Here is a 24,680-nt window from a genome sequence, read left to right as displayed (position 1 = left end):
CCCCATTCAATAATTGCTGGATTTTATGGGCAGAAACAAAGTAACCTCCGTTCCTCCAGCAGGTAGACGATTAAACCTTAACTTAAAATTACCTTTAAAAAAATATTCTAAACGCTTAAAAACATTATAAATACCCAACCCGTCAATATCCCGTGAGCCTGGATCCAAATCTCCAAACTTCTCGATGTCTTTAATTACCTCAACCGGTATGCCAATTCCATCGTCAGTCACTTGAATACAAATAGAAAACTGCGACTCCCTCCAACCCTTTACAACTATAGTTCCGGGTATATCCATCTCTCTAAAACCATGAATAATGGCATTTTCAACAAAAACCAGGATGGTCATAAAAGGAATCTTGTAACCCTCAACATGTTCATCAATATCTGTTATAAAATTAAACTGGTCGGGAAATCTATTTTTTTGAATAAATATATAATCATTTACGTAATTCAATTCTTCTTTTATAGTAATTAAAGAATTAACCTTGCCCAAACTACACCGTAATAAGTTTGCTAAAGCATACGTTAAACGGGAAGCTTTTTGTGCGCCTTCAATTAATGAACTCTGGGCAATTGTATTAAGCGTATTAAATAAAAAGTGAGGATTAACTTGTGATTCTAGCAATCTTAGCCGGGATTCATTTAAAAAATTTATCAACTGCGATTTTCTTTGTTCCTCTTCCGCCAGCTTTAATTTATATAAGTTCAACTCCTTTTCGATGATAGTTTGTACTACAACCTCAACCAAATCGTTGCTTATTAGAGAAAGTGCCTCTGCTGCTGCTGATAAACGGTTTTTATTGATCATTTCCAAATCTACAAACTTTTGCTTGGCCAAAGGAATATATTTTTTAGGAAAATTTTCATTTAACATCTGCTCTTCCTCTGGCAAAGCATAGTCAAGCCTGCGGTAACCACAGCCCAGGTACCCCAAAAGCATCTGGTTTACAATAACCGGTTGTTGGATCGAACATACACCATACTTACACCTAAATATTTCTAAGTTATTTTGCAATTTTTTTAAGCATTCACCCTGGTTATTGTTTAAACACAGCCGGCAAAAATGAGGCAGGTTTTGGGGATCAGAAATTAAATTTCCTTCCTTGTCAAATAGAATAATACCCAGTTGCATTCCTTGGGCGAATTTTTGCAAAATGTCCCCAAAATTTATTACATTTAAAACATCTTGTATATTTATTTCCTGAAGCACATGTTCCCCAATCGAATTTACATTTATAGCAATTTCCTTTTTCTGTACAGGATTAACTATACTTAAAAAACAGGCATCTTCGTCTCCCGGATTATACATCCAGTGACTGCCCTCTGCCGGAATATGAATAATGTTTCCTACCGTTAACTTTGTATCATTCCCGTTTAAGCGTTGGTATGTTTCACCTCTTATTCCATACAACAATTCCTCATAGCCAAAATGGTAATGCAGCTGTTGTTCCTTTTTAGGATAAATTGTTACAATCGAGGCTCTCATAATGGGCTTCTGCCCATCGGTCGCTAAATTAATCCATTGTGCTTTACCCCACGGAAAACTTTGTTCATCAATAAATTGAAGTCTACAGGTATTATATTGTTCCATTATTTTTTGCATATTAATTTCAGCCATATTTATCACCACTAATTAGAGCTTAAGCAAATTAGGCAACCAAGTTAAAATACCGGAAAAATATGTTAATACAAGAAGGATAATTAATTCCACAACAAAGTATGGGATAATCTTTTTGCTTACCTGTTCAATGCTTACTTTAGAAATAGTGCTGGCGACAAACAAGTTGACCGCCATTGGAGGTGTAATCATGCCAATGGAAGTATTTACAATAATTATCAAACCCAGTGCAACAGGATCGATCCCCAATTGAATTGCCAAAGGAAGCAACATTGGGGTCATCAAAAGTATTATTGATTGCGTTTCCAAAAAACATCCCAAGAACAGCAAGATAAAGTTAATCAAAAGCAATATTACATATTTATTATTGAGTGTGGCTAATATGGATTCTGCCAAGGTAGTGGGTACATTTGCGCTTGTCATTAACCAGGAAAAAGGTGCCGAAAGTGTTATAACAAACATTATTAATGCCGTACTTGTAGCCGATTGAGAAAATATGCTTTTTAAATCTGAAAATTTCAATTCCCGGTAAATATATTTACTAACAATAAATGCATATAAACATGCAACCGCTGAAGATTCAGTCGGTGTAAATATACCTCCATATATACCACCAAGAATTAATACAGGCATAAGTAAAGCCCAAATAGCATCTTTGAAGACGGTATAAACTTGCTTTGCGCTAACGTTACTGGAACTCTTATTTTCATATTTACTATTTAAAAAAATACCTGTTAACATTATCCCAATTGCTAAAAGCAAGCCGGGGATAATGCCTGCAATGAATAGGGCACCTATTGATACTGATGCCACAACACCATAAGTAACCATAGATATGCTGGGTGGAATAATAACTCCCAATGTCCCTGACGCTGCAGCCACTGCAGCCGCATTATCATTAGGGTAACCCTTTTTTATCATCCCTGGTATCATCAGCCCGCCAATTGCGGCCACTGTTGCGGGGTTGGAACCCGAAATCGCTCCAAAAAATCCCGAGGCAGCCGTTGTTATAACGGACAAACTTGCTGGCAGTTTATTTAATAAAACCGTAGCAAAGTTGATTATTCTCCTTGATATGCCACCTTTTTCCATCAGGTTGCCGGCAAGAATAAAGAAAGGCACCGCCATAAGCGGAAAGCTATCTACAGATGTAAACATCCTTTGTGCGATCATCACATAAGATGTGTTGGTATCTTGAGTAAACAGGGCCGCTAAAACTGCTACTCCAAGGGACACCGCAATGGGAATACCCAAAAAAAGCGCTATGAATAATACACCAAACAATGTTAAAGCCAAATCCATTCACCACCTGTCAAGTCAACTTGGTTTCTTCTTTTAATTCTTTAATTAAATATTGTATGGATCTCAAAGCCATTGAAGCGCAACCAACTGGTATAGCTAAATAAACAATCCACATTGGAATATGCAAGGACGGGGAAATTTGCCCCATTACCATTTGTGATTTCACTATACTTAATGATAAGAAAAGTATAATGGAGCAAAAAATAACCACAATCATAATCCTAAATATATTTACATACTTATGAAAGGTTTTAGGTACCAAATTAATTATTAACTGAACAAAAAAATGTGCATTCTTTTTTGCTCCCGTACCCAGCCCCAAAAATACAATCCAAATCATAAGATATCTGGCCAACTCTTCTCCCCAAGGCATTAATGGCATTTTTGCAAATCTAAAAAAAGTGGACAAAAAAACTACTATACACATTAAAGGAAGTAAAATAGTAATTATAATTTCTTCCAGGTTATCCATATAATAAATTAGTTTTTTCATATAATCACCCACCGCATTTAGAACAGTTTAAAATTGAATAGGGTATGATAGAAAACCATACCCTATTCAATTCACCTTTACTTACCCGTCAAGGCCTCAACATATTTGGGGTTTATTTGATCCTTAAATTGGTCATAAACCGGCTTTACGGCGTTCTGCCACTCTGTTTTATCAACTTCCGTAATAGTTATTCCTTTTTCCTTTAATTCCTTAGTGAGTTTTTCATCCAATTCTTTGCTGTAGTTTCTTTGCCAGGCCCTGGCTTCTTTTTCTGCTTTAAGAATGGCATCCTTTTGTGTTTGTGACAGACTTTCAAATAAATTATTGTTTATCATAAGCACGCAAGGTGAATAAAAATGCCCCGTCAAGGAGATATATTTTTGTACTTCATAAACCTTGGCCGTACCAATAATCGGTAACGGGTTCTCCTGCCCGTCTATCGTACCCTGCTGTAATGCCGTAAATACTTCGCTCCAAGCCATGGGAGTCGGAATGGCACCTAAGGTTTTAAATGTTGCCTGGTGAATTGGGTTCTCCATCGTTCTAATTTTCATCCCTTTTACGTCTTCCGGATGAACTATGGGCTTTTCATTATTGGTTATATTTCTGAAACCATTTTCCCAGAAACCGAGGGCTTTAATTCCCTTTGGCTTTAGCGTATCAAGTATTTCCTGGCCTATTTCACCGTCCATGACCTGGTAAGCCTTTTCACGATCTGTAATTATAAAGGGTAAATCAAAAACCATAAAGTCCTTTGAATAGTTTGGCAAAGGACCTGTTGAAACCAATGCCATTTCCACTGTTCCCATGGCAACGCCTTCAACTAAATCCCTTTCATCACCAAGCTGGCTACTGGGGAATATTTGAACCTCAATTTCTCCATTACTATACTCTTCTACCTTTTTCTTAAATTGTTCCAAGCCTTTGTTATAGTGGCTATCAGGTGCCGTAGTATTTCCAACTCTTAAAACTACGCGTTTTGACGCATTGTCTGCGGATTCTTTTGATGCATCCTTATCTCCACAACCCGCAACCAAAAAAATTAGTGCCATTATCAAAGCCAATACATGAAATTTTTTCATCTAATGTTCCCCCCTGGAAGAACTCGCTAAATTAAAGTTTTTATTAAGATATCTATTTTTTCTTTAATTAATAGTTAACCTTTATATAATTTAAACCATTTAATTAATTTTATTAATATAGTTACAATGTTTTGTAGAATTAAAATGTGCCATAATATTTTATGGTCGATATAGAGATAGTTGAAACTTAATCCAATTCTTTAATTATTTGCTCGTCGATGGTAAAGCTATGTTTTTCGGTAGGAAATGTGCCTTCAGTTACTTCGCGAGCGAAACTATTATAAGCATCTAAAATCATTGGAGCAATATTAGCATACTGCTTAACAAACTTGGGAACAAACTTATCAAATAAACCAATTAAATCATATCCGTTAAGATTTTGCCCGTCGCAGAAAGGCCCGGCTCCAACGCCAATTGTTGGGATACTTAATTTTTCTGTAATTATTCTTGAAATTTCAGTGGGGACACATTCTATTACAATAGCGCATGCTCCGGCACTTTCAAGCGCCTGTGCTTCATTAATTAAACGTTTGGCTGTTTCCGGGTCCTTCCCTTGTACTTTGAAGCCGCCCAACATAGAAGCCGTTTGAGGTGTAAGTCCTATGTGCGCAATCACTGGAATACCTGCATCAACCACGGCCTTAACCGTATCCACTACATTCAATCCTCCTTCAATTTTTACACAATCTGCACCCCCTTCCTTCATTAGTCGCCCAGCGTTTCTAATAGCCTCTTCCTTGCTGACGTTATAACTCATAAACGGCATATCACCAACCACCAAGGTATTCTTGGCCGCTCTTGTGACTGCCTTAAGATGGTATATTACATCATCCAGTTCAACCGGAACTGTACCTTCATAACCAAGAACAACCATCCCAAGTGAATCGCCTACTAAAATCATTTCCGCCTGTGACCTGTCAACCAATAAAGCCATTGGGTAATCGTACACAGTGATCATTGCGAACTTTCGACCGTTTTGTTTGTATTCTTTTAATTGCGGAATTGTGATTTTGACTTTGGACATTCTTTTATCTCCTTTCTAAATTTTTGGATAGAGCCATTAATACCTGAACAAATCAATTTTTATGGTGCTAATTTTCTAGCAATATCGATGTTCTCCTCGTGTATTTTTTGCAATGAACCATGGTATTCTTGTGCACAATATGGCTTTACAATTTCGTAGCACTGGCAAAAAACTGGAGGGACTCAGGATCAAGGAAAGATTGCTGGATGGAAAGATTGCTGGATGGTATTGTGATCTTCTTTCAACCCACCGGTTCGGTAGAAATGCCGGGTAAACAGCAGCAGGGGAGGCCGGTAACAGCCTCCCCTGCCAGTTCACTGATTGAGTAGTTGGGTTCGCCGGCTTGGCTTGCCAGGGTTTTGGTGGCAGCGGACCATAACCCCGGCGGTCATTGCCGGCCCGGAAGAGGTAAGCGACCCCGTATTCAAAGGACAAGGTCTGTCGGACGGGGTCCCAAAGGATTTAATGCACTACTGAATAATGTATACAATTTGTGCACTTGCTCTTATTTCCACCATGCCGGGATTAATTGGTGTATCCATTGCACTCCCTGCTCCTGCAGCCATTCTTTTTTCCAGTATAATTGGTGGCGGGCTATCATTGTACCAATCTCCGGTTGCAGACTTCACTCCAACGATTTTCTTACCAATCGCTGCTGCAATTACTTCTGCTTTTGACCGGGCTTCTTCAATTGCTTGACGTAAAGCTTTAATTTTTTGGTCCATATTCCCTTCTACATAAAATCTAATGTTTTGTACTTGGTTTATACCGTTTTTCACAGCTATATCAATGGTGTTTCCTACTTTTGAGAGGTCTCGCACTGTAACTAATATCTCATTACGAACCTCATAACCACTAATCTTTGGGGACTTATTTTCTTCGTAAATGTATTTAGGGTGCAGGTTATAGCCTGCGGTAGTTATATCAGCTTGCGGAATACCACTATTTTTTAAAGCATTAATAACTTTATTAACTAAATTCGCGTTTTGAGTTGTTGCGGTTCCAGCATCCGCAGCCTCAGTAACTACTGCAAAACTAAGGTCTGCCATATTCGGTGACACCTTTACTATTCCGTTTCCATTTACGGTAATTACATTAGTTAAATCTTCGCTTGCAAAGCCGCCAGAGCTAAAAACAAACAATCCAACTGTAGTTAGCAACACAATTAATAAAAGTTTAAACCTATTCAATCGATACGCCTCCTATTATAAAAATTTCCTTTGCGTACATACTGAACTTGGGCCCCCCCCCTTTTTTTACGTTTGCTCATCTGTACTATATAGACGGTAAAAAAAGTAGTTTGTTCCATAGTTGCCTGTCCAAAATATGCCATAAATAATGACCAATTATACAAAAGAAAGACACCCCTTTTTGATGTGCTGCCGTAGCAACAGCAATACCAGGGGCGCTACTATTAGGCATAATAAAAGGCCATTTTTACATAGACCGGATGACGTTATAACATGGTAAAATATTGCGACAACGGAGAATCGTCCCCATGTCGCAAGCCCCATGTCGCAAGCGGGGGTTTTTGTCTAAACCCGGATAATTTCCTGCTCCCCCGCCAGCCGCCGGGCCAAATCCGCCGCCTGTTCACCCTGGATTACCAGTTGGGGATTCAAGTCGGCCAGGGGCACCATGACAAAGGCGCGCTGGTGCATCCGGGGGTGCGGCACCTCTAAATCTGGCCCGGCGATTTTTTCGTCCCCGTAAAGTAAAAGGTCCAGGTCCACCGTGCGCGGTCCCCAGCGGATTACCCGCACCCTGCCCAGCTTGTTTTCAATTTGCTGCATCTTTTCCAGCAGTTGCAAGGGGGAAAGCGACGTGTTAATTTCAGCCACGGTGTTGATGAAATAGTCCTGTTCGGTATAGCCCACCGGCGCGGTACGGTAAAAGGGGGCCACGGCCGTAACCTCTATCCCCTCCGTATCGTTCAGAAGTTCAATGGCCTTTTCTAAATTAGCCCTGGGGTCCCCCATGTTGGAACCCAGGCCGAGATAACAGCAAACCGTTTTACGTTCCGTCACCGCATCCCCACCCGTTCCCTGGACCTGGTTATTTCCACGCCCATGTAATTGAATTGACCCGGCACCGGCGCGGAGGGCTTTTTTACCCGCACCAGCACTTCCCGCAGGGGAAATTCTTCCAGCAGGCGGGCGGCAATGCGCTCGGCCACCGCCTCAATCAGGTTGCAGGGCTCACCGGTAACCACTTGGCGCACCACCTCGTAAGCTTCGGCATAACTTGCGGTCATGGCGGGATCATCGCTTTCCCCGGCGGCCCGCAGGTCCAAGTAAAGTTCCACATCCACCAGAAATGTCTGCCCCAGTTCCCTTTCCTGGGGCAACACCCCGTGATACCCGTAGAAGGCCATCGAACTCATGATGATTTTATCCAATTGATCCACCCCGCCTTAAAGTGCTAGCGCCTTACCACCGCATCGGTCATCCTGGCCACCCGCACCATTTCCTTCACGTCATGCACCCGCACTATATCCACACCATTGGCTATCCCCAGGGCCACTGTGGCACCGGTGCCTTCCACACGCTGGTCGGGAGGCAGGTCCAGAGTTTTGCCGATCAGGGACTTGCGAGAAGTGCCCAGCAGCACGGGCAGGCCCAGGCAATCCAGTTCCCGCAGGCGGCGCAGGGCTTCGAGGTTTTGTTCCACCGTTTTGCCGAATCCGATTCCGGGATCAATAATGATATTTTCCCGGGCAACTCCAGCCCGTATCGCCATGTCGATGCTTTCCCGGAAAAATTGCACCATGTCGCCCATTAAATCGCGGTAATCGGTACCATGCTGGTTGTGCATCAGTACCAGCGGCACATTGTATTCGGCCGCCAGGGCGGCCATATCGGGATCGGCCCGGAGCGCCCACTGGTCGTTGATGATATGGGCACCCTCTTCCAGGGCGCGGCGCGCCACCTGTGCCTTGGTGGTATCCACGCTGACGGGCAGTTTGATTTCGCGCACCAGGGCCCGCAACACAGGAATTACCCGGTCAAGCTCTTCCTCCACGCTCACCGGGATATGGCCGGGGCGGGTGGACTCGCCGCCCAGGTCGATAATGTCCGCCCCCTCGGCCTCCATGCGCCGGGCGTGCGCAAGGGCGCTTTCCACGTCGTTATAACGGCCCCCGTCGGAAAATGAATCCGGCGTTACGTTCAAAACGCCCATGACCAGGGTCCGCTCACCAAGGACCAGCCTTTTGCCCCGGCAGTCAAGCTCGCGTGGTTTGCGGCCCTGCAGATTGGCCAGGGCTTCTTCCAGCTGGTCCGCCAGGCGGGCCAGTCCGAAAGGTTGCATGCGCAACTTTTTAATCACCGCCCGGTACTGCTTCTCGGTGCCCATCATCAACACATCGGTTTTTTTCACCGAGGCGTCAACGGTACCCCGGGCAACGGCCGCGTCACCGCCTTTGCTGAGCATTTCCTGCTTGATGATGTTGGCCTGCCTGGGCACCAGGTCATATACTTTAAATAAATAATGCCGCGCCTTGGGCGTCATCATTGCGCTACCGGCACTGTCCACCCCGATCTTTTGAAATTCCTCCAGTACTCCGGTCCGGCCGGTTGCCACTACGTTGTGCAGTTTAAAGGGCACTTTTCCATTCCCTCCCCGAGTTGGTCGTTATATTAGATGCATATATTACAACCCCAAATTTAGTATAGAAGCATACCGGCGGTTTCCATGCGATCAAGCTTGTAACAATCCGCGCGGGCCGGGCAAAAACTGCACGGGCGGGACAGGTCGTCCGCCCTGCGAAGGTATTGCCCCAGCCGGCTCGCCTCCCCGCCTTTGGTGCGATGCTCCCGGATGGCTGTAGTAATGATCTTTCTTTCCACGGCGTCAAACCCGGCCCGGTCCAGCACCGGCCCGGCCAGCCGGGCCCCTGCAGCTGCGTGATCTTCCCCGGTCTCGTATTCCCGCCAGCGCCCCATGTCGTGCAATAACCCTGCGGCGTAAATTATTTCCTTGACGGCCGCCGGCGAATTACCGGCGACCCCTTGCGCCGCCGCCCCTTCGCCAAGGCCGCCGTCTTCCAGGACAAGCATATATGTTATCCGGGACACGTCCAGCATGTGCTGCAGGTCGTGACGGCAAAAACGCCTGGTTGCTTCACAGGCGGCGTTGCGCTCAAGGCATTTCCTGTAGCAGGGATCATTTAAAATTCTGTCCACCCGGCGCAAAAATACCATCCTTTCCGGTTTTTAACGTACCGTAAAACGAAGTATATAAACATCTTGATAATATCACGGGTTTCACCGGGGGACAAGCTGGTATAAACCACTACAGGCCCGGTCAAAAGCTTCCATAACGAGCACCGAATAAATATCGCCGTTTGGCGCTCAGTAATTATTCTGGATATATTGTACGGCTTCATTTAAATATTCGCATAACCACCCCCTAGTTATCGCCCATGCCGGGCGGACGTCTAAGCAGTTTACCAACAGCGGACTTGGGAAAGGTTGACTTTCAAAATATTTTAAATTATTTGAAATGTGGTCTATTATATTAACAACCATGTTTATATTTTTAACAACTGCTATTCCTCCGATTTTAAAATAAAACGGTATAATCCCACCGGCGTTTTTTAGATAATATCAAATTAACATGTGGTACGTTTTATGCTTAAGTCAAAGTTCAGCTGAAAAACTAATAAAAATTACCCGGGGGGGGAATAGATGATGGATTTATCAATAAACGAGCTTTGTTATACTCCTGCTGTTGAACTTGCCCGGCTGATACGGAATAAAAAATTGTCGCCAGTTGAACTGGTGGATGCTTTTCTTAACCGCATTGACCGCATTAATCCCGTTATCAATGCTTACTGTACCGTAGTGCACGACATGGCCCGGCAATGGGCCAAAGATGCCGAAGATGCTTTAATGAAGGGCGATGAGTTGGGCCCGCTGCATGGCGTCCCAGTAGCGATTAAAGACCTTACGCCCACTGCCGGGATCAAAACTACTTTCGGCTCCGTGATCTTGAAGGATAACATTCCCGTTAAAGATTCCGTTTTTGTGGAGCGGGTTAAAAATGCCGGGGCGATATTGCTGGGTAAAACCAATACACCCGAATTCGGGCACAAGGGCACAACTGACAATTTTCTTTTCGGCGCAACCCGTAACCCTTGGAACATTAACCTTGTCGCCGGGGGATCAAGCGGGGGATCGGCCGCCGCGGTTGCCGCGGGAATGGCGCCCCTGGCCGAGGGCAGTGACGGCGGCGGTTCGGTGCGCATACCCGCCAGTATCTGCGGAGTTTACGGTTTAAAGCCAACTTACGGCAGGATTCCCATGGATAATTCGATCTCGAAATTTTCCCACCATACTCCTTTTCTGCATTACGGAGTAATTACCAGGACGGTGGCTGACGCGGCGCTGTTCTTATCCGTTGTAGCCGGGCCGGATGACCGTGATCCATTTTCGTTGCCTGATACCGGTGACGATTACTTAAATGATTTCGACGGTGACATTAACGGGCTAAAAGTTGCATATAGTCCAGACCTGGGTTTCTTTGAAATCGATTCAGGCGTCAAAAAGGTTGTGGAAGACGCGGTCAAGGTCTTCTCCCAAATGGGCTGTCATGTTGATGTGGTGGACCCCGGTTTTGAAAACCCCATCGAAACCATCCAGGATGCCTTTAACTTGATGTGGTGCGTTTATTTCGCATCTTTTTACAAGGATTTCCTGCCCAAATGGGGAGAACGCATGTCGCCGGGCGTAGTGGCCATGATCAAGGCCGGGGAAAAGGTAACGGCAGTGGATTATAAAAGACTGGATCTGCACAGGACAGCGTTATGGAACAAAATACAAGGCATATTTGACAAATATGATTTAATGGTTACACCCACCCTGGCCGTAACCGCCTTCCGGCAGGGAATCCCCGGCCCGTCTGCAATCAACGGCAAACCCGTTGATCCATATAGCGGCTGGATGCTAACCTATCCATTCAACATGACCGGGCACCCGGCGGCATCTATTCCCTGCGGTTTCACCGCAGACAACTTACCTGTTGGTTTACAGATAATCGGGAGGCGCTTTGCTGAAAGTACAATATTGAAAGTTTCCGCTGCATTTGAGCGCATCAGACCCTGGGCCGATAAGAAGCCGGCACTTGAGTAATTGGTAGGCAGGTCATCCCGGCGGCGGGAGGTGCACAGCCCGGGAAAGATTATCAGAATTTAACACCAGCAAGCTTTTTACGATGGTTTTCCTTTACTCTGCCCAGTAAAGAAGGCCGCCGGTCAAGGCGGCCTTCTTGCATCAATGTCCAAAGTTCAGCAGGTTACTTTTTCAACCAGTAATAACCTTCCCGGGCTATTCTTTCCTTTTCCATCTGCTGCAGTTCTTTCCACTGAATCTTGCCTGTGCCGCTTTTGGGCAGCTGGGATACAAATTCCACAATGCGCGGGTACCTGTAAGCGGCCATATTCTCCTTGGCCCAGTTGATGAAATCCTCCTCGGTGATCTTGCCCTGGTATTCCTGGCGCAAAACCACGAACGCCTTGACGTTTTCCACCCGCACCGGGTCGGCGACCCCGACCACACAAACCTCGGCCACCGCGGGATGTTTGTACAGGACGGCCTCCACCTCCGTGGGCCATACCTTGAAGCCAGCCGCGTTGATCATGCGCTTGCTCCGGTCCACAATGTAAAAATATCCTTCTTCGTCCATTTTGCAGATATCACCGGTACGCAAAAACCTTTTGCCATCCTTTTCAATGAAGGCTTCCTCATTGTCCTTGGGCCGGTTCCAGTAGCCCTTCATCACCTCGGGACCGCTAACGATGAGTTCTCCCTCCCGGCCCGGGGGCAATTCTTCACCGGTCTCAAGGTCAATTATTCTGGCATCCACGCCAAAATCGGGTATGCCGATGCACTGCAGCTTGGGCCGGTCCGGGGGGTTGAAGTGGGTTTGCGAGATGGTTTCGGTCATCCCGTAACCCTCAAGATACCTGAGACCCGTAAGTTCGTACAGTTTTTGACCCACCGCTTCGGGCAGCGGAGCGCCGCCGCCCCCCATGACCATGAGGGAACTCAGGTCGCGCCTGGTAATGTCCGGGTGGTTTAATATATCCACCACCATGGTAGTGATGTTGGTCCAAACCGTGCAGCGGTATTTTTCAATGGCGGTGATGGCGGTCTCCCGGTCCCAGCGGGTGAGCAACACGATAGTCCCCCCGGTATAAATGGGGGCGAGCATGCTGTGAATCAAACCCGTGACGTGGAAAAACGGCAGGGTTGCCAGCGCTGTTCCACTGGAAACCATGTTATGCCAGACCGCTGAGCTGACCGTATTGGAAATAATGGTGGCGTGGGTATGAATGCACCCCTTGGGTATGCCGGTTGAACCCGAGGTGTAAGGGAGCATGGCCATATCGTCGGTGGTCACTTCCACCGCCGGGGGAGCCGGCGAGTATGCGTTAAGCGTTTCCAACCACCGGCGGGGGGTGTCTTCCAGCGCAACTGCGGTTTGCATGGGACCCGGCACCGGAAGCTCCGGCTCCTCCGGCAGGTAATCGGTATATTCCCCGACAATGACTTCCCGCAGCCCGGTCTCAGCCCGGATGTTCCGGACCCGGCCGTAAATGTCCGATGTGGTTATCAGTACAACTGTACCACTGTCGTCGAGCAACACTTTCAGCTCGTGTTCCGTAAGCATGGGGTTGATGGGCACCACCACAGCGTTGGCCCGCATGATGCCAAAGTAGCCGATAATAAAATGCGGCGTGTTTTGGAGATACAGGGCCACCCTGTCCCCTTTCCGGACCCCCATGTCGTACAGAGCCGTGGCCGTCCGCTCCACGGCATCCCACATTTCCCGGTAGCTGATCCGCTTTCCATAATAAATCAGCGCCGGTTTATCCGGGTAGCGGCGCGCGGATGTTTCCAGGAATTCAAAAAGAGGCACCCGGGGGTAGTCCAGCTCGTAAGGCAATCTTTTGGGCCAGAATTTGAAGTGCGCAGTATTCATGTTGATCTCTCCCTTGCAGTAATTATTTGGTCAACTATCTATTCGCCCGCAAACTATTCTCCAGCAAACAGGCGGCGCGGGTTGTCCACCATGATGGTGTTGATCTGGTCATCGGTTATGTTGGCCTTCTTCAGCACGGGGATAATATTTTTAAAAATATGGGTCAAATTCCAGTTTGCTACCAGGGGAATTGCAGGCTCGGGCAGCGGGAATTCCCGGCCCAGCCACTTAATGATCGAATCGTGCGAAAGCATAATCTGTTTTTCATACCCCAGTCCGATCAAACCGATCACCGTACCCGTCCTCAAAACGTCCGGGAAAATCACTTCGAGGCCAAAACGGTCAAAACAGATGTAAGGGCCTTTTTGCAGAACTTCCAGGTGGTACTGCAAATTGGCGTTGCCGCACATGTGGCCGATCATTAGCTTTTTAACGTCGGCGCCCTTGCCGATTAAAAAGTCGGCCTGCTGCGGCGCCATGGTGCCGGCCTCGGTGTGAGTAATAATCGGCACCCCGGTGTCTTTTTGGGCCATCACGGCGGCTTCCATGATCGCTTCTTCGTAAGGAGCGATTACATCTTTGCTTGTACCCACTTTAATCACACCGGCCTTGACCCCGGAATCGCCGATTCCCTGAGTAATGTCCTTCATGAAAGTTTCGTATATTTCATTGATAATGCTCCTGGGATTTCCAGAGTAAAGTGCCCTGGACTTAATTTTATTACTTTCCCAATTTTCAAATAACAAATATTATGCAAAAATAATACCGGGCTTGATGGCCCGGGTTTTAAATACAATTCAAGTAGTTGCATAGTTAATCATATTTTAGTATTTAAACATAATCGTTAACAATCTAAACATCATCAAAGCCGGCATAGGTGGACAATAAAGGGTTAATCAAGCTCCTTAAACACCCCTTTTCCTTTTCCCTGACCTCCCGAGCCAGGTCCCGGCACACTTCGGCCAGCGCGGTCTCTTTTCCGGGCTTGGCTTTTAGCTTTTCAGCTTTTTTTCATAGCTTTCACTTTTTGCCTTTTAACAACCGGGACTTCCGTATGTAACGATTCCATTTTGCAAAAATTGTGCTATCAGCGTTGAAAACAACCATATTCCGCCTCAAGCGCCCGGGTCCCGGGTAATCAGCTTTCCAAAATCTTGACCTGCAAAACCAGAAAATTTAGTAACAAACTTCAGTCATGTTCAATTATTTAGCGACTGAAGTTTTTTGTTGAAAAATCCATGCACAAACCAATCATAATTTCCATAAAATGCTCCAGGGGAAAATGGATTTTGAAGGCAGGTTGGATCAGATGGTTAATCCCTTATTTTATAGAATTGAAAACAACTGGTATTATGTTACCACCTCGAATGCTTTGGAGGACCTCAGCACGAATGGTCAAAAAATTTCCTACCTGGTACCCTTCTGGCTCGGGGTAACCGAGGCGGGGGATCTTGTGGACCAGTCGGATGCCGCAACCATGACCCTGGCGCGGCAACTCAACTTACCCATACTGGCGATAGTGCATAACTACGCTAGCCGCGAATTCGGACCATTAATACACCGGTTGCTAACCAACGAAAACCTTCGCCACACACTGATATTAAATATTTTAAACACGCTCATCAGCAAAGGATTTTACGGGGTGAACATAGACTTTGAATTCGTGCCTCCAGAAGACAGACCTTACATGACCACATTCATGGCCGAGCTTTACCGGACTTTAAAACCTTACAGGTTATTGGTAACTATTTCGGTACCCCCTGAATTAAAAGACGATCCCAGCCACCCCTTTTCCGGGGCATTCGATTATCCCGCCTTAAGCCGCCACAGCGACGCGGTTTATGTACTGGCATATGACGAGCACGTGGCTGAACCGGGGCCGATAGCCTCCATCGGTTTTGTCCGGCAGGTCATGTCATATGCCATGTCCGTTATTCCCCGTTTTAAGCTACGCCTGGGAATAGCGGTTTACGGCCGGGACTGGCCCGTGGGTGAAAACGTGTTGCCCCGGGAACTATCTTATGCCGAGGCCATTAACCTGGCCGCCCAACATAATGTCACCCCCAGGTATGATGAAGAAGCGCAGGAATTAACCTATTCCTACGTTGAAAACGGTGTCACACACGTTGTTTGGTTTGAGGACGTGCGGAGTTTCCTGGTTAGGCTTAATTATGCCGTCCAACAAGGAATACCCGGCATTGCGGTCTGGCGCCTGGGCCTGGAGGACCCCCGGATTTGGAACCTGTTTCAACAAAAAACCCGCGATACGCGGATCACAGTATGTTTCCGAAAGAGGACCTGTAGAACCAACAATTAGCCGGGCGAAAGACTTCAACTCTGTTCAATTATTAACCATTCTCTCAACGTGTGGTCTTTTTAACGTTTCTTTGGAAAATAAAATGGCTATTGCGGCTAAGATAGCGGCAAACATCAAATAACGAAAACCAAGGATAAAAGTTTCCCCGGTTATCCGGCCGCCCGCCGGGGTATGGCCGGCCATGACCGAGCTGATGAATACCGGGAATAAACACGGACCCGCCATAGTAAACAAATTGCCAATGCCAATTGCCGTTCCGGAAACGGAAACGGGATAGAGTTCTTTGATTTGAGCAAGGCCCGCTCCCATGGCCAGGCCGTTCCAAAGCCCGTTAATAACAAAAAGCATACCAATTTGAACAGGGGTAAGGTTTTCGCCATAGAAAGCAAAGGGCACCCAGAATAAAACCAATCCAAAAGCAGCGCTTACCGCAGGAATCTTTCTCGACCGGAAAACCCTCTCTGAAAGATAACCGCTGAAAGGAGCTGTCACCAGCTGCCCAACGGACAACAGCATTAACAGGTAGCCCGCCGTAATCCTGTCCACCCCTACAATTAACATCAAATACGGTCCCGCCCAAAGACTCTGGAAAGCCATAATCGAACCGTAATTCAAAAAGTTTCTGATTGCAATCGGCCATAATCCCCATTCGCTGATAACCTGTACAAAAGAACTTAAAAATCCCGGCTTTACCGCCTTCTTTCCACTCATTGGCACCGTTTCCCGGTTCTTCACTTCAGATGAATCCCTCGAATGCCCGGGCAACTCGGCGACAAAAATCCATACACCCAGTGCCAGGAACGCGGTTATTATTCCCAAGATGAAAAACACCACCCTCCAGCCAAAAGCGTCCACCAGGTAGGCCAGGGGCACCGATGCGAATATACCGCCGAGCATACCGGCAAAGGGCAAAAAACTGACTAGGGTGGCAAACATTGATGGAGGGAAAAAAGTCGCGATATATTTTTGGGTAGGCACAAATACACAGGACACGGAAAGACCAATCAAGAACCTTGTGGCAACAGCAAGCGGGAAAGATTGAACCACACTGAAAGCAATGGAGGCCGCCGCTGCTATCAGCAGCATAACTGAAACAAGGCGCCTCGGGCCAATATGGTCCGCCATTATGCCGACGGGAAATTGCATAAAAGCATACGGGTAAAAATAAATGGCAGTTAATAGTCCCAATTGAACCGCACTCAAACCCAGGTCGGTCATCAACCTGTCAGCCATTATGGCAATGGTGAGACGGTGAAACACTGAAAGCACGTATCCCAACAAGAGAATGGCAAAAGCCACGCAAGAATAACTAATTGTTTTTTGAACCAATCCCGGGTTATTTTGAAACGCTTTCCCCATCAGTACCATCCTTGTTCGGCTTTAACTTTTTTACTCTGTAGTGATGCAATAGTTATACCATCCACTAAAAATTTGCTAAAAATTTATTGTGCCCGGGGCCTATAAAATGACGATCAGTTCTGGATAAACATATGGCCTACAACATAGATGAACAAATACAGCCCCCGTATCAAGACCGGGGGCTTTAAAATACAAACTTGATTACATTAATACCTCATCCGACTTTATTTATATAGCATTAACGGGGTTAGCCGGTGGTTCGTCAGCAGAGCAATTTTTCTAAAAATGAAAATTATTCATTTTCACCTTATCTTAAAGCTTATTTTCTGCCCAGTTCACTTAAAATCTTTTCACGCAGTTTATATTTTTCTATCTTATTAGTCGGTGTTCTGGGTAAATCATCGATGAAACGAATATACTTTGGCCACATAAATTTTGGCATTTCTCCTTTAAGCCATTCACGCAACTCTCCCTCTGGCAGTTTTTCCCCCTTTTTAACTACAACGTACACAACAATATCGTCTTCATCTCCCACTTCTGCGGGAATAGGAAGCGCGGCGCACATTTCAACCTTGGGATGGCTGTTAATGATATCTTCTATCTGGTAAGAAGAAATATTTTCACCCCTGGTCCTGATAAATCCGCCCATCCTGTCTACAAAATAAAAATTCCCCTCTTCATCTTTATAGCACGCGTCTCCCGTGTGAAACCAAAAATTCCTGAAAGCTTTTAGAGTTGCTTCCGGTTTCCCGAAATATTCATTAAGCATTGAGTAGGAAAACTTAGGTCTAAAAGCCAGTTGCCCAACTTCACCGGGAGCGCATTCTTCATCATGTTCGTTTAAAATAGTTGCTTCAAGCAACCATTTGCATTTACCCATATATCCCTTGCCCAGTTCCGCTTTCCCGGGATGAATCGGATAACCATATTTTTTAGCAAGGGCCCTTATTTCTTCCCTGGATTTTCCTTTATACAATTCAGGGGGAGTGCCTTCTCCTTCGTCTAATTCAAAAATCCCAACAAAGCCGTTTCCCGCCTCTGTTTGCCCATATCCGCAAGTAACGTAATCAAAACCAAATCTCTTGGCTACCTGGTAGTGATATTGCGGCAGGGGCTGCATATGGACTTTATTTAACGTATTCATTCGATCATCGGGGGTTTCTTTTGCGTTCATTAGCCACGGGATCATTACATCTAATAATATTGCCGTGGTTGCTCCACTAACTTTAATTCTCCGCCAGAAGTCGTTAGAACTAAATTTATCCCATACAGCTACTGTGCATCCAAGCCATATCCCTTTAATAACATTTGCGAATGCACCGCCCACGTGATAAAGAGGTAGGTCATTATAAACTACATCCTCTTGGCTGCAAAATCTTCTCGAGTTAAAGGTATACTGGTTCATCCAGCGGTGGGATTGAACAACACCTTTTGCCGGGCCTGTTGTACCGGAAGTATAGATAATATTGGCCGTATCATAATATTCGATGTTAATGCCGAGGTTCGACGTTTCTCCCTTGAAAAGCTCTTCAAATGGATACTGGAGAAACTTTTTGTCTAACTCAATATTTGCTGTTTCGGGGTTATAATCGTGGTCGCCTTGCTTGGGCTTATGCAGGAAAACTGTTAAGCCGGGAATATCATCTTTTATATCATTGATTAACGGGATCATATCTGTTTCTGAAATCAAAAGCTTTGGGTTGGTATCTTTGATTTGGTAAGATAATAGCCGACCTCTGTAGTTAAAATTAATGGGACAAAATACCGCCCCAACCTTCCAAATGCCAAACATAGCCAAGGTAGTTACAAGGGGGTTCTTTAAAAAAAGTGATATTCTATCACCTTTTTCCACACCCATAGCTTTCAGGTTATGACCAATGCTGTTTGAAAGTTCATTAAATTCTTTATAGGTGATGTGTTTACCTTCTTCCCCATAATAAAAGCAAGTTTTATCACCTATCTTTTCCGCCCATTCTTCAAGCTTATATGCTACTATTTCACCATCGCTTTTTAGTTCTCTCTCGAGATCTTTCAGATCCACAATCTATTCCTCCTAACAACGGTTACTAAAACTTAACATTCATGAGCCTACAGCTCAAAACCAGGCATAAAAATAGTAAACGTTCTGGCTATTTTCAGATTTTATACCGGGTTTTACCGTAACCATGAGTATGCAGTATTGGCACATTTCAACAACTCATGAATTATTGTAACGTTAAAAAATAGACAATATATGACAAAGTAGCTGGGAAAGATCTCCAACCACTTTGCCATTAAAAAAGTATTTATTAATGTCCTTATTTAAATATTCTAAATACTTGCTCTAAATAATGATAACAATTATTTAATTAATTTCTTTAACTCCTCTTTTTTTACCTTACCGGTAGCGGTCATCGGTAATTCCTTCACTATCTTTATAAGCGGTACTTTATAAGAAGCCATATTTTGCCGGCACCAATTACTCAACTCTTCTTCAGTTATTTTACCCTCGTAATCTTTATGCAGCTTGATAAATGCAACGGGAACCTCGCCTTTATCCGGCTCGGGTTTGCCAATCACCCCGCTACCAACGATTGCAGGGTGCCGTCCCAGAAACGCCTCGATTTCGGAGGGAAACACGCTCATGCCTTTTACTTTAAGCATTTCTTTACGGCGACCCAAAAAGTGTAAATATCCTTCTTCGTCTATCATTCCGATATCACCGGTAAATAACCAGCCATCTCGTAAGGCTTGTTTCGTTGCCTCCGGTTTTCTCCAGTACGATTTAAGCAGCGAAGGAGTGCGTACAACAATTTCACCTTCATGACCCAAAGGAACCAGTTCACCGGTATCAAAATCTACGATCTTAAATTCAGTGCCGGGCATTGGTAAACCGACAAATATTGGCTGTGATTTAAGATCCATATCGTTATCCTGCATTCCGTTTGTAAACGTATCCACTGTATGGGTCTCAGTCATACCCCAAGAAGCTTCTCGCATAATAGCTCCAGTTAGTTCCTTCCACCGGGCTCGGTAATCCATATTTATCTTCTTGACGAAGGAAGATACTGTCGTAACCTTAATCGAACTAAGGTCGTATTTTTTTACGTCGGGATGTTCCATCATTTCGACTATATTATCAACCACGCCACCGGTATGGGTTACCTTATACCGATCAATTGCTGTTAACATTGCTTTAGCGTCCCAGCGAGCGAGAAGAATATGGGTAGCACCGCTAAATACAGGAGAAAGTATTCCTGAATCTTCGCCTGCAATCCAAAAAATTGGCAAGTAGGTCAGACACATGTCATCGGGTGTTATCTCATATAAAAATGTGGCCGCACAAGCAGCGGTATAAATCATGTTTCGCTGGGTATGTTCGCAACCCTTGGGCATCCCGGTGGTACCCCCGGTGTAATTAAGAGCTACTACATCGTCCAAGCCCACTTCAACATCCGGGTAACCGGGGCTTTGTACCGCCAGCATTTGCATGAGATCAATGGTACCTGGAAAATTCTTTTTGGGCACCAGTAAAGTTTCATGAACCGGGATGGTGGGGTTTTCCGGAAGATAATCAGCAAAACTTGTGACAACTACCTCGCGCAAATTGGTCTGATCTTTAATTGTTTGTACAATGGGGTACAGCTGGTCAAGCGTAACAATTACCTGCGCGTCAGCATCATTTAATTCGTACAGCAATTCATGCTCTTTGAACATAGGATTTACTGGAACGTGAATGCAACCGATTTTGAGAATTCCGAAAAAGGCGATGTGGAATTGAGGACAGTTTGGTAGAAAAACAGCCACTCTGTCACCTTTTTTTAAACCTTTAGCCGCTAAAAACGAAGCGAACCGGTTGCTCAAATCATCCAGTTGTTTAAAAGTTATTTCATTTCCGTAAAAAATTAAACAAGGTTTGTCTGGGGTGCGTCGCGCCCATTCGCGCAAGTAAGCGGTCAAAGGTATTTCGCCAAAAGGATAATGCGGCTCTTTGGGTAAATGAGCAGGCCAGTTTTTTCCCCACAACCGGTGAAGTTGCTCTAAGTATTGCTTTTCTTTCAATTTTTTCTCTCCTTTCATCTTGTTTTTCAGCAAGTTAATGATACATGTTTTGCCTCCAAGAAATTGATAAGGATCAATAGTTCGTTTAATAACCTGTTGGCCAGTTAGCCAGTAAACGTTGACTAAGCGAACCGTTTTTCATGCATGCATATTCCAGCGTTTGACATAAAAATTTGCGAGTATCTCTGGGATCAATAACGTCATCGATAAGGTGTTTCGCAGCGGCCTTGTAGGGTGAACTATCAAAATCCCACAGTTGCAATAATTTTTTTCTTTCCTCAGAGGGATTTGTCGCCTTAGCCAATTGCCGGCCATAGACCACATTGATACCAACTTCAGGGCCAGTGAAGTTAATCTCTGCGGCAGGCCAGGCAACAACAAAATCAGCTCCCATACCTGGTCCACACATGTTACTATATGCCGCGCCAATACTTTTACGCACCACCACCGATATTTTGGGGACGGTTGACCACGCCAGGGCCTGGTTCCATACCATTATTTTCGTGGGCATCCGTCGCTGTTCCGCGTAACTACCAATACGAAAACCGGGAATATCATGCAGGAAAACAATGGGTATATTATAGGAATCGCACAGGCAGATAAACTCAGTTGCCTTATCGCATTCATCAGGCCCGGCTGCCCCGCCATAAAACATAGGTTGGTTTGCTATAATACCCACTACCCTACCGTTTAACCTGGCTAAACCGGCTATCAGGGCATTACCGAAAAAAGGTTTTATTTCAAAAAAGATACCGTTATCCACTAGTGCCTTAATAAGCTGTTTCATATCATAAGCCATGTTACGTTGCGTGGGAACAATTTTAACCACCTCATCTACCCTTCGATAGGGATCATCACCTGTGGCTTTAAATGGAGGTTCTTCTGAAGCATTTGACGGCATATAGCTGAAAAACTCTTTCATGATCTTTAAACAATGATCATCATTATCGGCGAAAGCATCTACCTGACCGGTTATTTCAGCGTGCACCTTCCAACCGCCCAGTTCCTCTTCGGTAATCTTTTCGCCAGTTGCAATTTCCAGCATCCTTGGCCCTGCTACCGCCATACAGGTACCCTTTACTTGAACAACAAAATCTGACGATACGGCACACCATGTTGGACCGCCAAAACTGTCCCCCATAATACTTGAAATTAACGGTACCTTCCGGCCGTGCAATAGCATATGCATCGGCATTAGTTTATCACTTATGCCATCCGAGCCCATGCCGTCCGGCATGCGCAACCCACCGCCTTCACCCAGGCTAAATATAGGAAAACCTCGTTTAACAGCGTATTCATGCATGGCTTTGGACTTGCGGATATGCACTGCGCCTTCGGTTCCGGCTAAAACGGTCTTGTCCATTGCTTCAATTACTACCGGTCTCCCATCAACCTTGCCAATGCCGCAAATAATCCCGTCGCAGGCGCTTTTCTCCTCCAAACCGGGCACCTCGGAATGATTAAGAATTCCAAACTCCATGAAGGTCCCCGGATCGACAAGTTTGTCAATTCTCTCCCTTGCCGTATACCGGCCAAGGCTATGCTGGATGGCTATCTTTTCCTCTCCGCCCATTAATTTTGCTTTTTCCTTACGGCATTCAAGCTCTTTTATTAACTCATCCATTGAACATCAACCTCTTGCTTATTATTCTTGACATTCTTAAAATAAGACTTGATTTCGCTGCAAAAACCGTTACTTGTATCTGGCGCTCCGGCGGTTTCTTCCGTTCGTTTCACAATTTTACTCTTGAGGCCGGTAAAACTTGTAGTTAACGCTTGCAACTCACTGCCTAACTACTTCTTCACGCCCTAAGGGGTCATGACTCTTGGGATATGACGGGCTAGGGACCGCATCCAGTGCTCCACTCACTCCAGAAATCCGCCGGATCGCCTGCCGCTGTAGTGTTTTTGCAGTTAAATCACAGTTATTTTTAAAGAAGGCTAATGGTAGGCACAAAATATAGAATCTTAGATAATTCCTGTATGATACTGTTCCATTTTTGCAATAGTTTCCTCCGAAGGCTTTTCGGTCAAGGAACTTACAACAAGCATGGTCAACATAGAAACGGGTAAGGCAATTAGAATTTCTGTATTATAAGGCATATCAAAGCCCAGGAATAAAATCATAAATAATACTGATCCAACAACCATACTTACTGAAGCGCCAATTGTATTCGCGCGTTTCCACCAGATACCCAAAACCATTGGAGGAAACAATCCAGATGCCATAAAACCAACAGCCGCAGTATATAATACGATCAAGAATGGATGGGGTTTAAGGGTGATTAACATGACCAGAATACCGATTACCCAGGTTGATATAGTAGCCGCCCTTAGAAGCTGTTTCTGACTAGCTTTTGTATTGATCACTTTACCGTATAAGTCATAGGCAAACGATGCGCTGCAGGCTAAAAGAAGAGCATCTGTGGTTGACATGACTGCAGCCATAATCCCCGCTGTAATTATGCCCATAATAAACGGACCAAAGAACTTATTCGCAATTAAAAGCAACCACATGTCCGAGGCTGTATTTTTTAAAGTATCCGCTCCTAGTTCAGGCACAAAGGGAAGTATAACAATGAGACTCGTAAACATCAATGTTCCGTAAATGAGCATCCCAATGTTCATCGATAGGCGGGCCGAATAAACATCCTTTGCAGTAAAAACCCTCATCACCAAATGCGGAATAACAGAGGGAGCAGTAAACCAAGAAACAAAAGCTCCAATCCCAGCCGCCAGGGGCAATGCAACCCCCAATTTCCCCAGGTGCTCATATTCTTTGGTGGTGCTGGCGAAAAAGGATATTGGACCCTGACCTGCATTAACTAATCCACCTATAACAATAAGTAAAATTAAAAGAATCATTAAAGCACCTTGCAGTACATTTGTCCAAGTGACGGCAAGCATACCGCCAAGAGATACATATAGAATAAACACAAGAGCTATTATTACTAATCCCCACTCATAAGAAAGCCCGGTAATGTAAGATGCTATCAGCCCTCCTGCCTTCATTTGCGACATCAGGTAAATACCGGAACCTATAATTAGAATTATAGGAACCATTACCTGAATGAAACGGCTATTGTAACGTTCGGTTAAAAACTCGGTTACTGTATATTTGCCCGAGTTTCTTAACGGTTTGGCTACCAGGATGCTGGCCAGTGCGAAACCGCATATGGATGCAACCGTCATCCAGGCCAGTGTAGGCAGGCCAAGTTTAAAGTTTGTACCTATTCCCGCCATGAAAGAACCACCACTACCTAGAGCAGCCAAAATAGCAATAGAGTTTACTGCGAGACCTATTCTTCTTCCAGCAACATAATACTCATCTGTTCCGCTTGCTGAACTAGAAATCTTGCGTTGGGTATAAAAAGCCAGGAAAATACAGAAACCGATGTACAGTATCATTATTATAAATTCAGTAGTTTTCAAAGCTATCACCTCTCAGCATGGTGTTCA

At 45.0% G+C, this 24,680-nt stretch carries 20 protein-coding genes and 1 pseudogene; 3 read left to right on the top strand and 18 right to left on the bottom strand.

The window, feature by feature from the left end; genetic code table 11:
- Positions 1-6 precede the first annotated feature (6 nt).
- The 5 genes from IT084_RS07220 to panB form a co-directional block, all read right to left on the bottom strand.
- Positions 7-1,620: a histidine kinase gene (locus IT084_RS07220; RefSeq protein ID WP_195712182.1), complete on the bottom strand. Its 1,614-nt coding sequence runs from the start codon at positions 1,618-1,620 to the stop codon at positions 7-9.
- A 15-nt stretch (positions 1,621-1,635) separates the two neighbouring features.
- Positions 1,636-2,916, bottom strand: coding sequence for a TRAP transporter large permease (locus IT084_RS07215; protein WP_195712181.1), 1,281 nt, complete (start codon positions 2,914-2,916; stop codon positions 1,636-1,638).
- A gap of 16 nt (positions 2,917-2,932) precedes the next feature.
- Positions 2,933-3,415 (bottom strand): TRAP transporter small permease, encoded by a 483-nt coding sequence (locus tag IT084_RS07210; RefSeq protein WP_195712180.1) that lies wholly within the window; start codon positions 3,413-3,415, stop codon positions 2,933-2,935.
- A 77-nt stretch (positions 3,416-3,492) separates the two neighbouring features.
- Positions 3,493-4,497, bottom strand: a complete 1,005-nt coding sequence (locus IT084_RS07205; RefSeq protein ID WP_195712179.1) for a TRAP transporter substrate-binding protein — start codon at positions 4,495-4,497, stop codon at positions 3,493-3,495.
- Between the two features lie 187 nt (positions 4,498-4,684).
- The gene (panB, locus tag IT084_RS07200) at positions 4,685-5,521 is read right to left on the bottom strand and encodes a 3-methyl-2-oxobutanoate hydroxymethyltransferase (protein WP_195712178.1); all 837 of its coding nucleotides are present in this window, start codon (positions 5,519-5,521) and stop codon (positions 4,685-4,687) included.
- A gap of 206 nt (positions 5,522-5,727) precedes the next feature.
- Here panB and IT084_RS18550 point away from each other — a divergent pair, with 206 nt between their 5' ends.
- A complete protein-coding gene (locus IT084_RS18550) occupies positions 5,728-5,850 on the top strand; it encodes a hypothetical protein (protein ID WP_279327836.1) in 123 nt (40 codons plus the stop codon).
- Between the two features lie 141 nt (positions 5,851-5,991).
- Here IT084_RS18550 and IT084_RS07195 read toward each other — a convergent pair whose 3' ends face one another.
- The 5 genes from IT084_RS07195 to IT084_RS07175 form a co-directional block, all read right to left on the bottom strand.
- Positions 5,992-6,711 carry an SIMPL domain-containing protein gene (locus IT084_RS07195; protein ID WP_195712177.1) on the bottom strand — a complete coding sequence of 240 codons (720 nt, stop codon included), beginning with the start codon at positions 6,709-6,711 and terminating at the stop codon, positions 5,992-5,994.
- A 345-nt stretch (positions 6,712-7,056) separates the two neighbouring features.
- Positions 7,057-7,548 carry a 2-amino-4-hydroxy-6-hydroxymethyldihydropteridine diphosphokinase gene (gene folK / locus IT084_RS07190; RefSeq protein ID WP_313885442.1) on the bottom strand — a complete coding sequence of 164 codons (492 nt, stop codon included), beginning with the start codon at positions 7,546-7,548 and terminating at the stop codon, positions 7,057-7,059.
- Entirely contained in the window at positions 7,545-7,928 is a 384-nt protein-coding gene (gene folB, locus IT084_RS07185) for a dihydroneopterin aldolase (protein ID WP_395879550.1), read from the bottom strand. Before folB ends, folK begins: the two co-directional genes overlap by 4 nt.
- Before the next feature lie 14 nt (positions 7,929-7,942).
- On the bottom strand, positions 7,943-9,127 hold the full coding sequence (gene folP / locus IT084_RS07180) for a dihydropteroate synthase (protein WP_313885441.1): 1,185 nt from the start codon (positions 9,125-9,127) through the stop codon (positions 7,943-7,945).
- A gap of 59 nt (positions 9,128-9,186) precedes the next feature.
- A complete protein-coding gene (locus IT084_RS07175; RefSeq protein ID WP_395879548.1) occupies positions 9,187-9,723 on the bottom strand; it encodes an HD domain-containing protein in 537 nt (178 codons plus the stop codon).
- Positions 9,724-10,209: 486 nt separating this feature from the next.
- Between IT084_RS07175 and IT084_RS07170 the strand changes: the two genes are divergently transcribed.
- Positions 10,210-11,652, top strand: coding sequence for an amidase (locus tag IT084_RS07170; protein ID WP_195712175.1), 1,443 nt, complete (start codon positions 10,210-10,212; stop codon positions 11,650-11,652).
- 163 nt (positions 11,653-11,815) lie between these two features.
- On the opposite strand, the gene IT084_RS07165 is transcribed toward IT084_RS07170, so the two are convergent.
- The 3 genes and pseudogenes from IT084_RS07165 to IT084_RS18980 form a co-directional block, all read right to left on the bottom strand.
- Positions 11,816-13,504 (bottom strand): long-chain fatty acid--CoA ligase, encoded by a 1,689-nt coding sequence (locus IT084_RS07165; RefSeq protein WP_195712174.1) that lies wholly within the window; start codon positions 13,502-13,504, stop codon positions 11,816-11,818.
- Between the two features lie 53 nt (positions 13,505-13,557).
- Entirely contained in the window at positions 13,558-14,250 is a 693-nt protein-coding gene (locus IT084_RS07160) for a hypothetical protein (RefSeq protein WP_279327835.1), read from the bottom strand.
- A gap of 106 nt (positions 14,251-14,356) precedes the next feature.
- A pseudogene (locus IT084_RS18980) lies at positions 14,357-14,491 on the bottom strand (hypothetical protein); the annotation flags it as partial.
- Between the two features lie 322 nt (positions 14,492-14,813).
- On the opposite strand from IT084_RS18980, the gene IT084_RS07155 reads away from it, so the two are divergent.
- Entirely contained in the window at positions 14,814-15,821 is a 1,008-nt protein-coding gene (locus IT084_RS07155) for a glycosyl hydrolase family 18 protein (RefSeq protein ID WP_207744465.1), read from the top strand.
- Between the two features lie 24 nt (positions 15,822-15,845).
- Here the strand turns inward: IT084_RS07155 and IT084_RS07150 are convergent, their stop codons facing one another.
- From IT084_RS07150 to IT084_RS07130, 5 genes are all read right to left on the bottom strand, one after another.
- Complete coding sequence (locus IT084_RS07150) at positions 15,846-17,180, bottom strand: MFS transporter (protein WP_195712172.1); 1,335 nt, start codon at positions 17,178-17,180, stop codon at positions 15,846-15,848.
- 319 nt (positions 17,181-17,499) lie between these two features.
- On the bottom strand, positions 17,500-19,221 hold the full coding sequence (locus IT084_RS07145) for an AMP-binding protein (protein ID WP_195712171.1): 1,722 nt from the start codon (positions 19,219-19,221) through the stop codon (positions 17,500-17,502).
- Positions 19,222-19,520: 299 nt separating this feature from the next.
- Positions 19,521-21,221 (bottom strand): AMP-binding protein, encoded by a 1,701-nt coding sequence (locus IT084_RS07140; RefSeq protein ID WP_207744464.1) that lies wholly within the window; start codon positions 21,219-21,221, stop codon positions 19,521-19,523.
- An 85-nt stretch (positions 21,222-21,306) separates the two neighbouring features.
- On the bottom strand, positions 21,307-22,845 hold the full coding sequence (locus tag IT084_RS07135) for an acyl-CoA carboxylase subunit beta (protein ID WP_195712169.1): 1,539 nt from the start codon (positions 22,843-22,845) through the stop codon (positions 21,307-21,309).
- 344 nt (positions 22,846-23,189) lie between these two features.
- Complete coding sequence (locus IT084_RS07130; protein ID WP_195712168.1) at positions 23,190-24,653, bottom strand: sodium:solute symporter; 1,464 nt, start codon at positions 24,651-24,653, stop codon at positions 23,190-23,192.
- Positions 24,654-24,680 lie beyond the last annotated feature (27 nt).

The organism is Desulfallas sp. Bu1-1, from assembly GCF_015594625.1.
Classification (GTDB): domain Bacteria; phylum Bacillota; class Desulfotomaculia; order Desulfotomaculales; family Desulfallaceae; genus JADNRQ01.
This window is presented reverse-complemented; position numbering and strand designations above follow the sequence as displayed.

Bases quoted from the DNA above. Each gene is read 5' to 3' on its own strand.
- IT084_RS07220 (WP_195712182.1), bottom strand. From the start codon at position 1,620: ATGGCTGAAATTAATATGCAAAAAATAATGGAACAATATAATACCTGT.
- IT084_RS07210 (WP_195712180.1), bottom strand. From the start codon at position 3,415: ATGAAAAAACTAATTTATTATATGGATAACCTGGAAGAAATTATAATT.
- IT084_RS07205 (WP_195712179.1), bottom strand. From the start codon at position 4,497: ATGAAAAAATTTCATGTATTGGCTTTGATAATGGCACTAATTTTTTTG.
- panB (WP_195712178.1), bottom strand. From the start codon at position 5,521: ATGTCCAAAGTCAAAATCACAATTCCGCAATTAAAAGAATACAAACAA.
- IT084_RS18550 (WP_279327836.1), top strand. From the start codon at position 5,728: ATGGAAAGATTGCTGGATGGTATTGTGATCTTCTTTCAACCCACCGGT.
- IT084_RS07175 (WP_395879548.1), bottom strand. From the start codon at position 9,723: ATGGTATTTTTGCGCCGGGTGGACAGAATTTTAAATGATCCCTGCTAC.
- IT084_RS07170 (WP_195712175.1), top strand. From the start codon at position 10,210: ATGATGGATTTATCAATAAACGAGCTTTGTTATACTCCTGCTGTTGAA.
- IT084_RS07165 (WP_195712174.1), bottom strand. From the start codon at position 13,504: ATGAATACTGCGCACTTCAAATTCTGGCCCAAAAGATTGCCTTACGAG.
- IT084_RS07155 (WP_207744465.1), top strand. From the start codon at position 14,814: ATGGTTAATCCCTTATTTTATAGAATTGAAAACAACTGGTATTATGTT.
- IT084_RS07150 (WP_195712172.1), bottom strand. From the start codon at position 17,180: ATGGGGAAAGCGTTTCAAAATAACCCGGGATTGGTTCAAAAAACAATT.
- IT084_RS07135 (WP_195712169.1), bottom strand. From the start codon at position 22,845: ATGGATGAGTTAATAAAAGAGCTTGAATGCCGTAAGGAAAAAGCAAAA.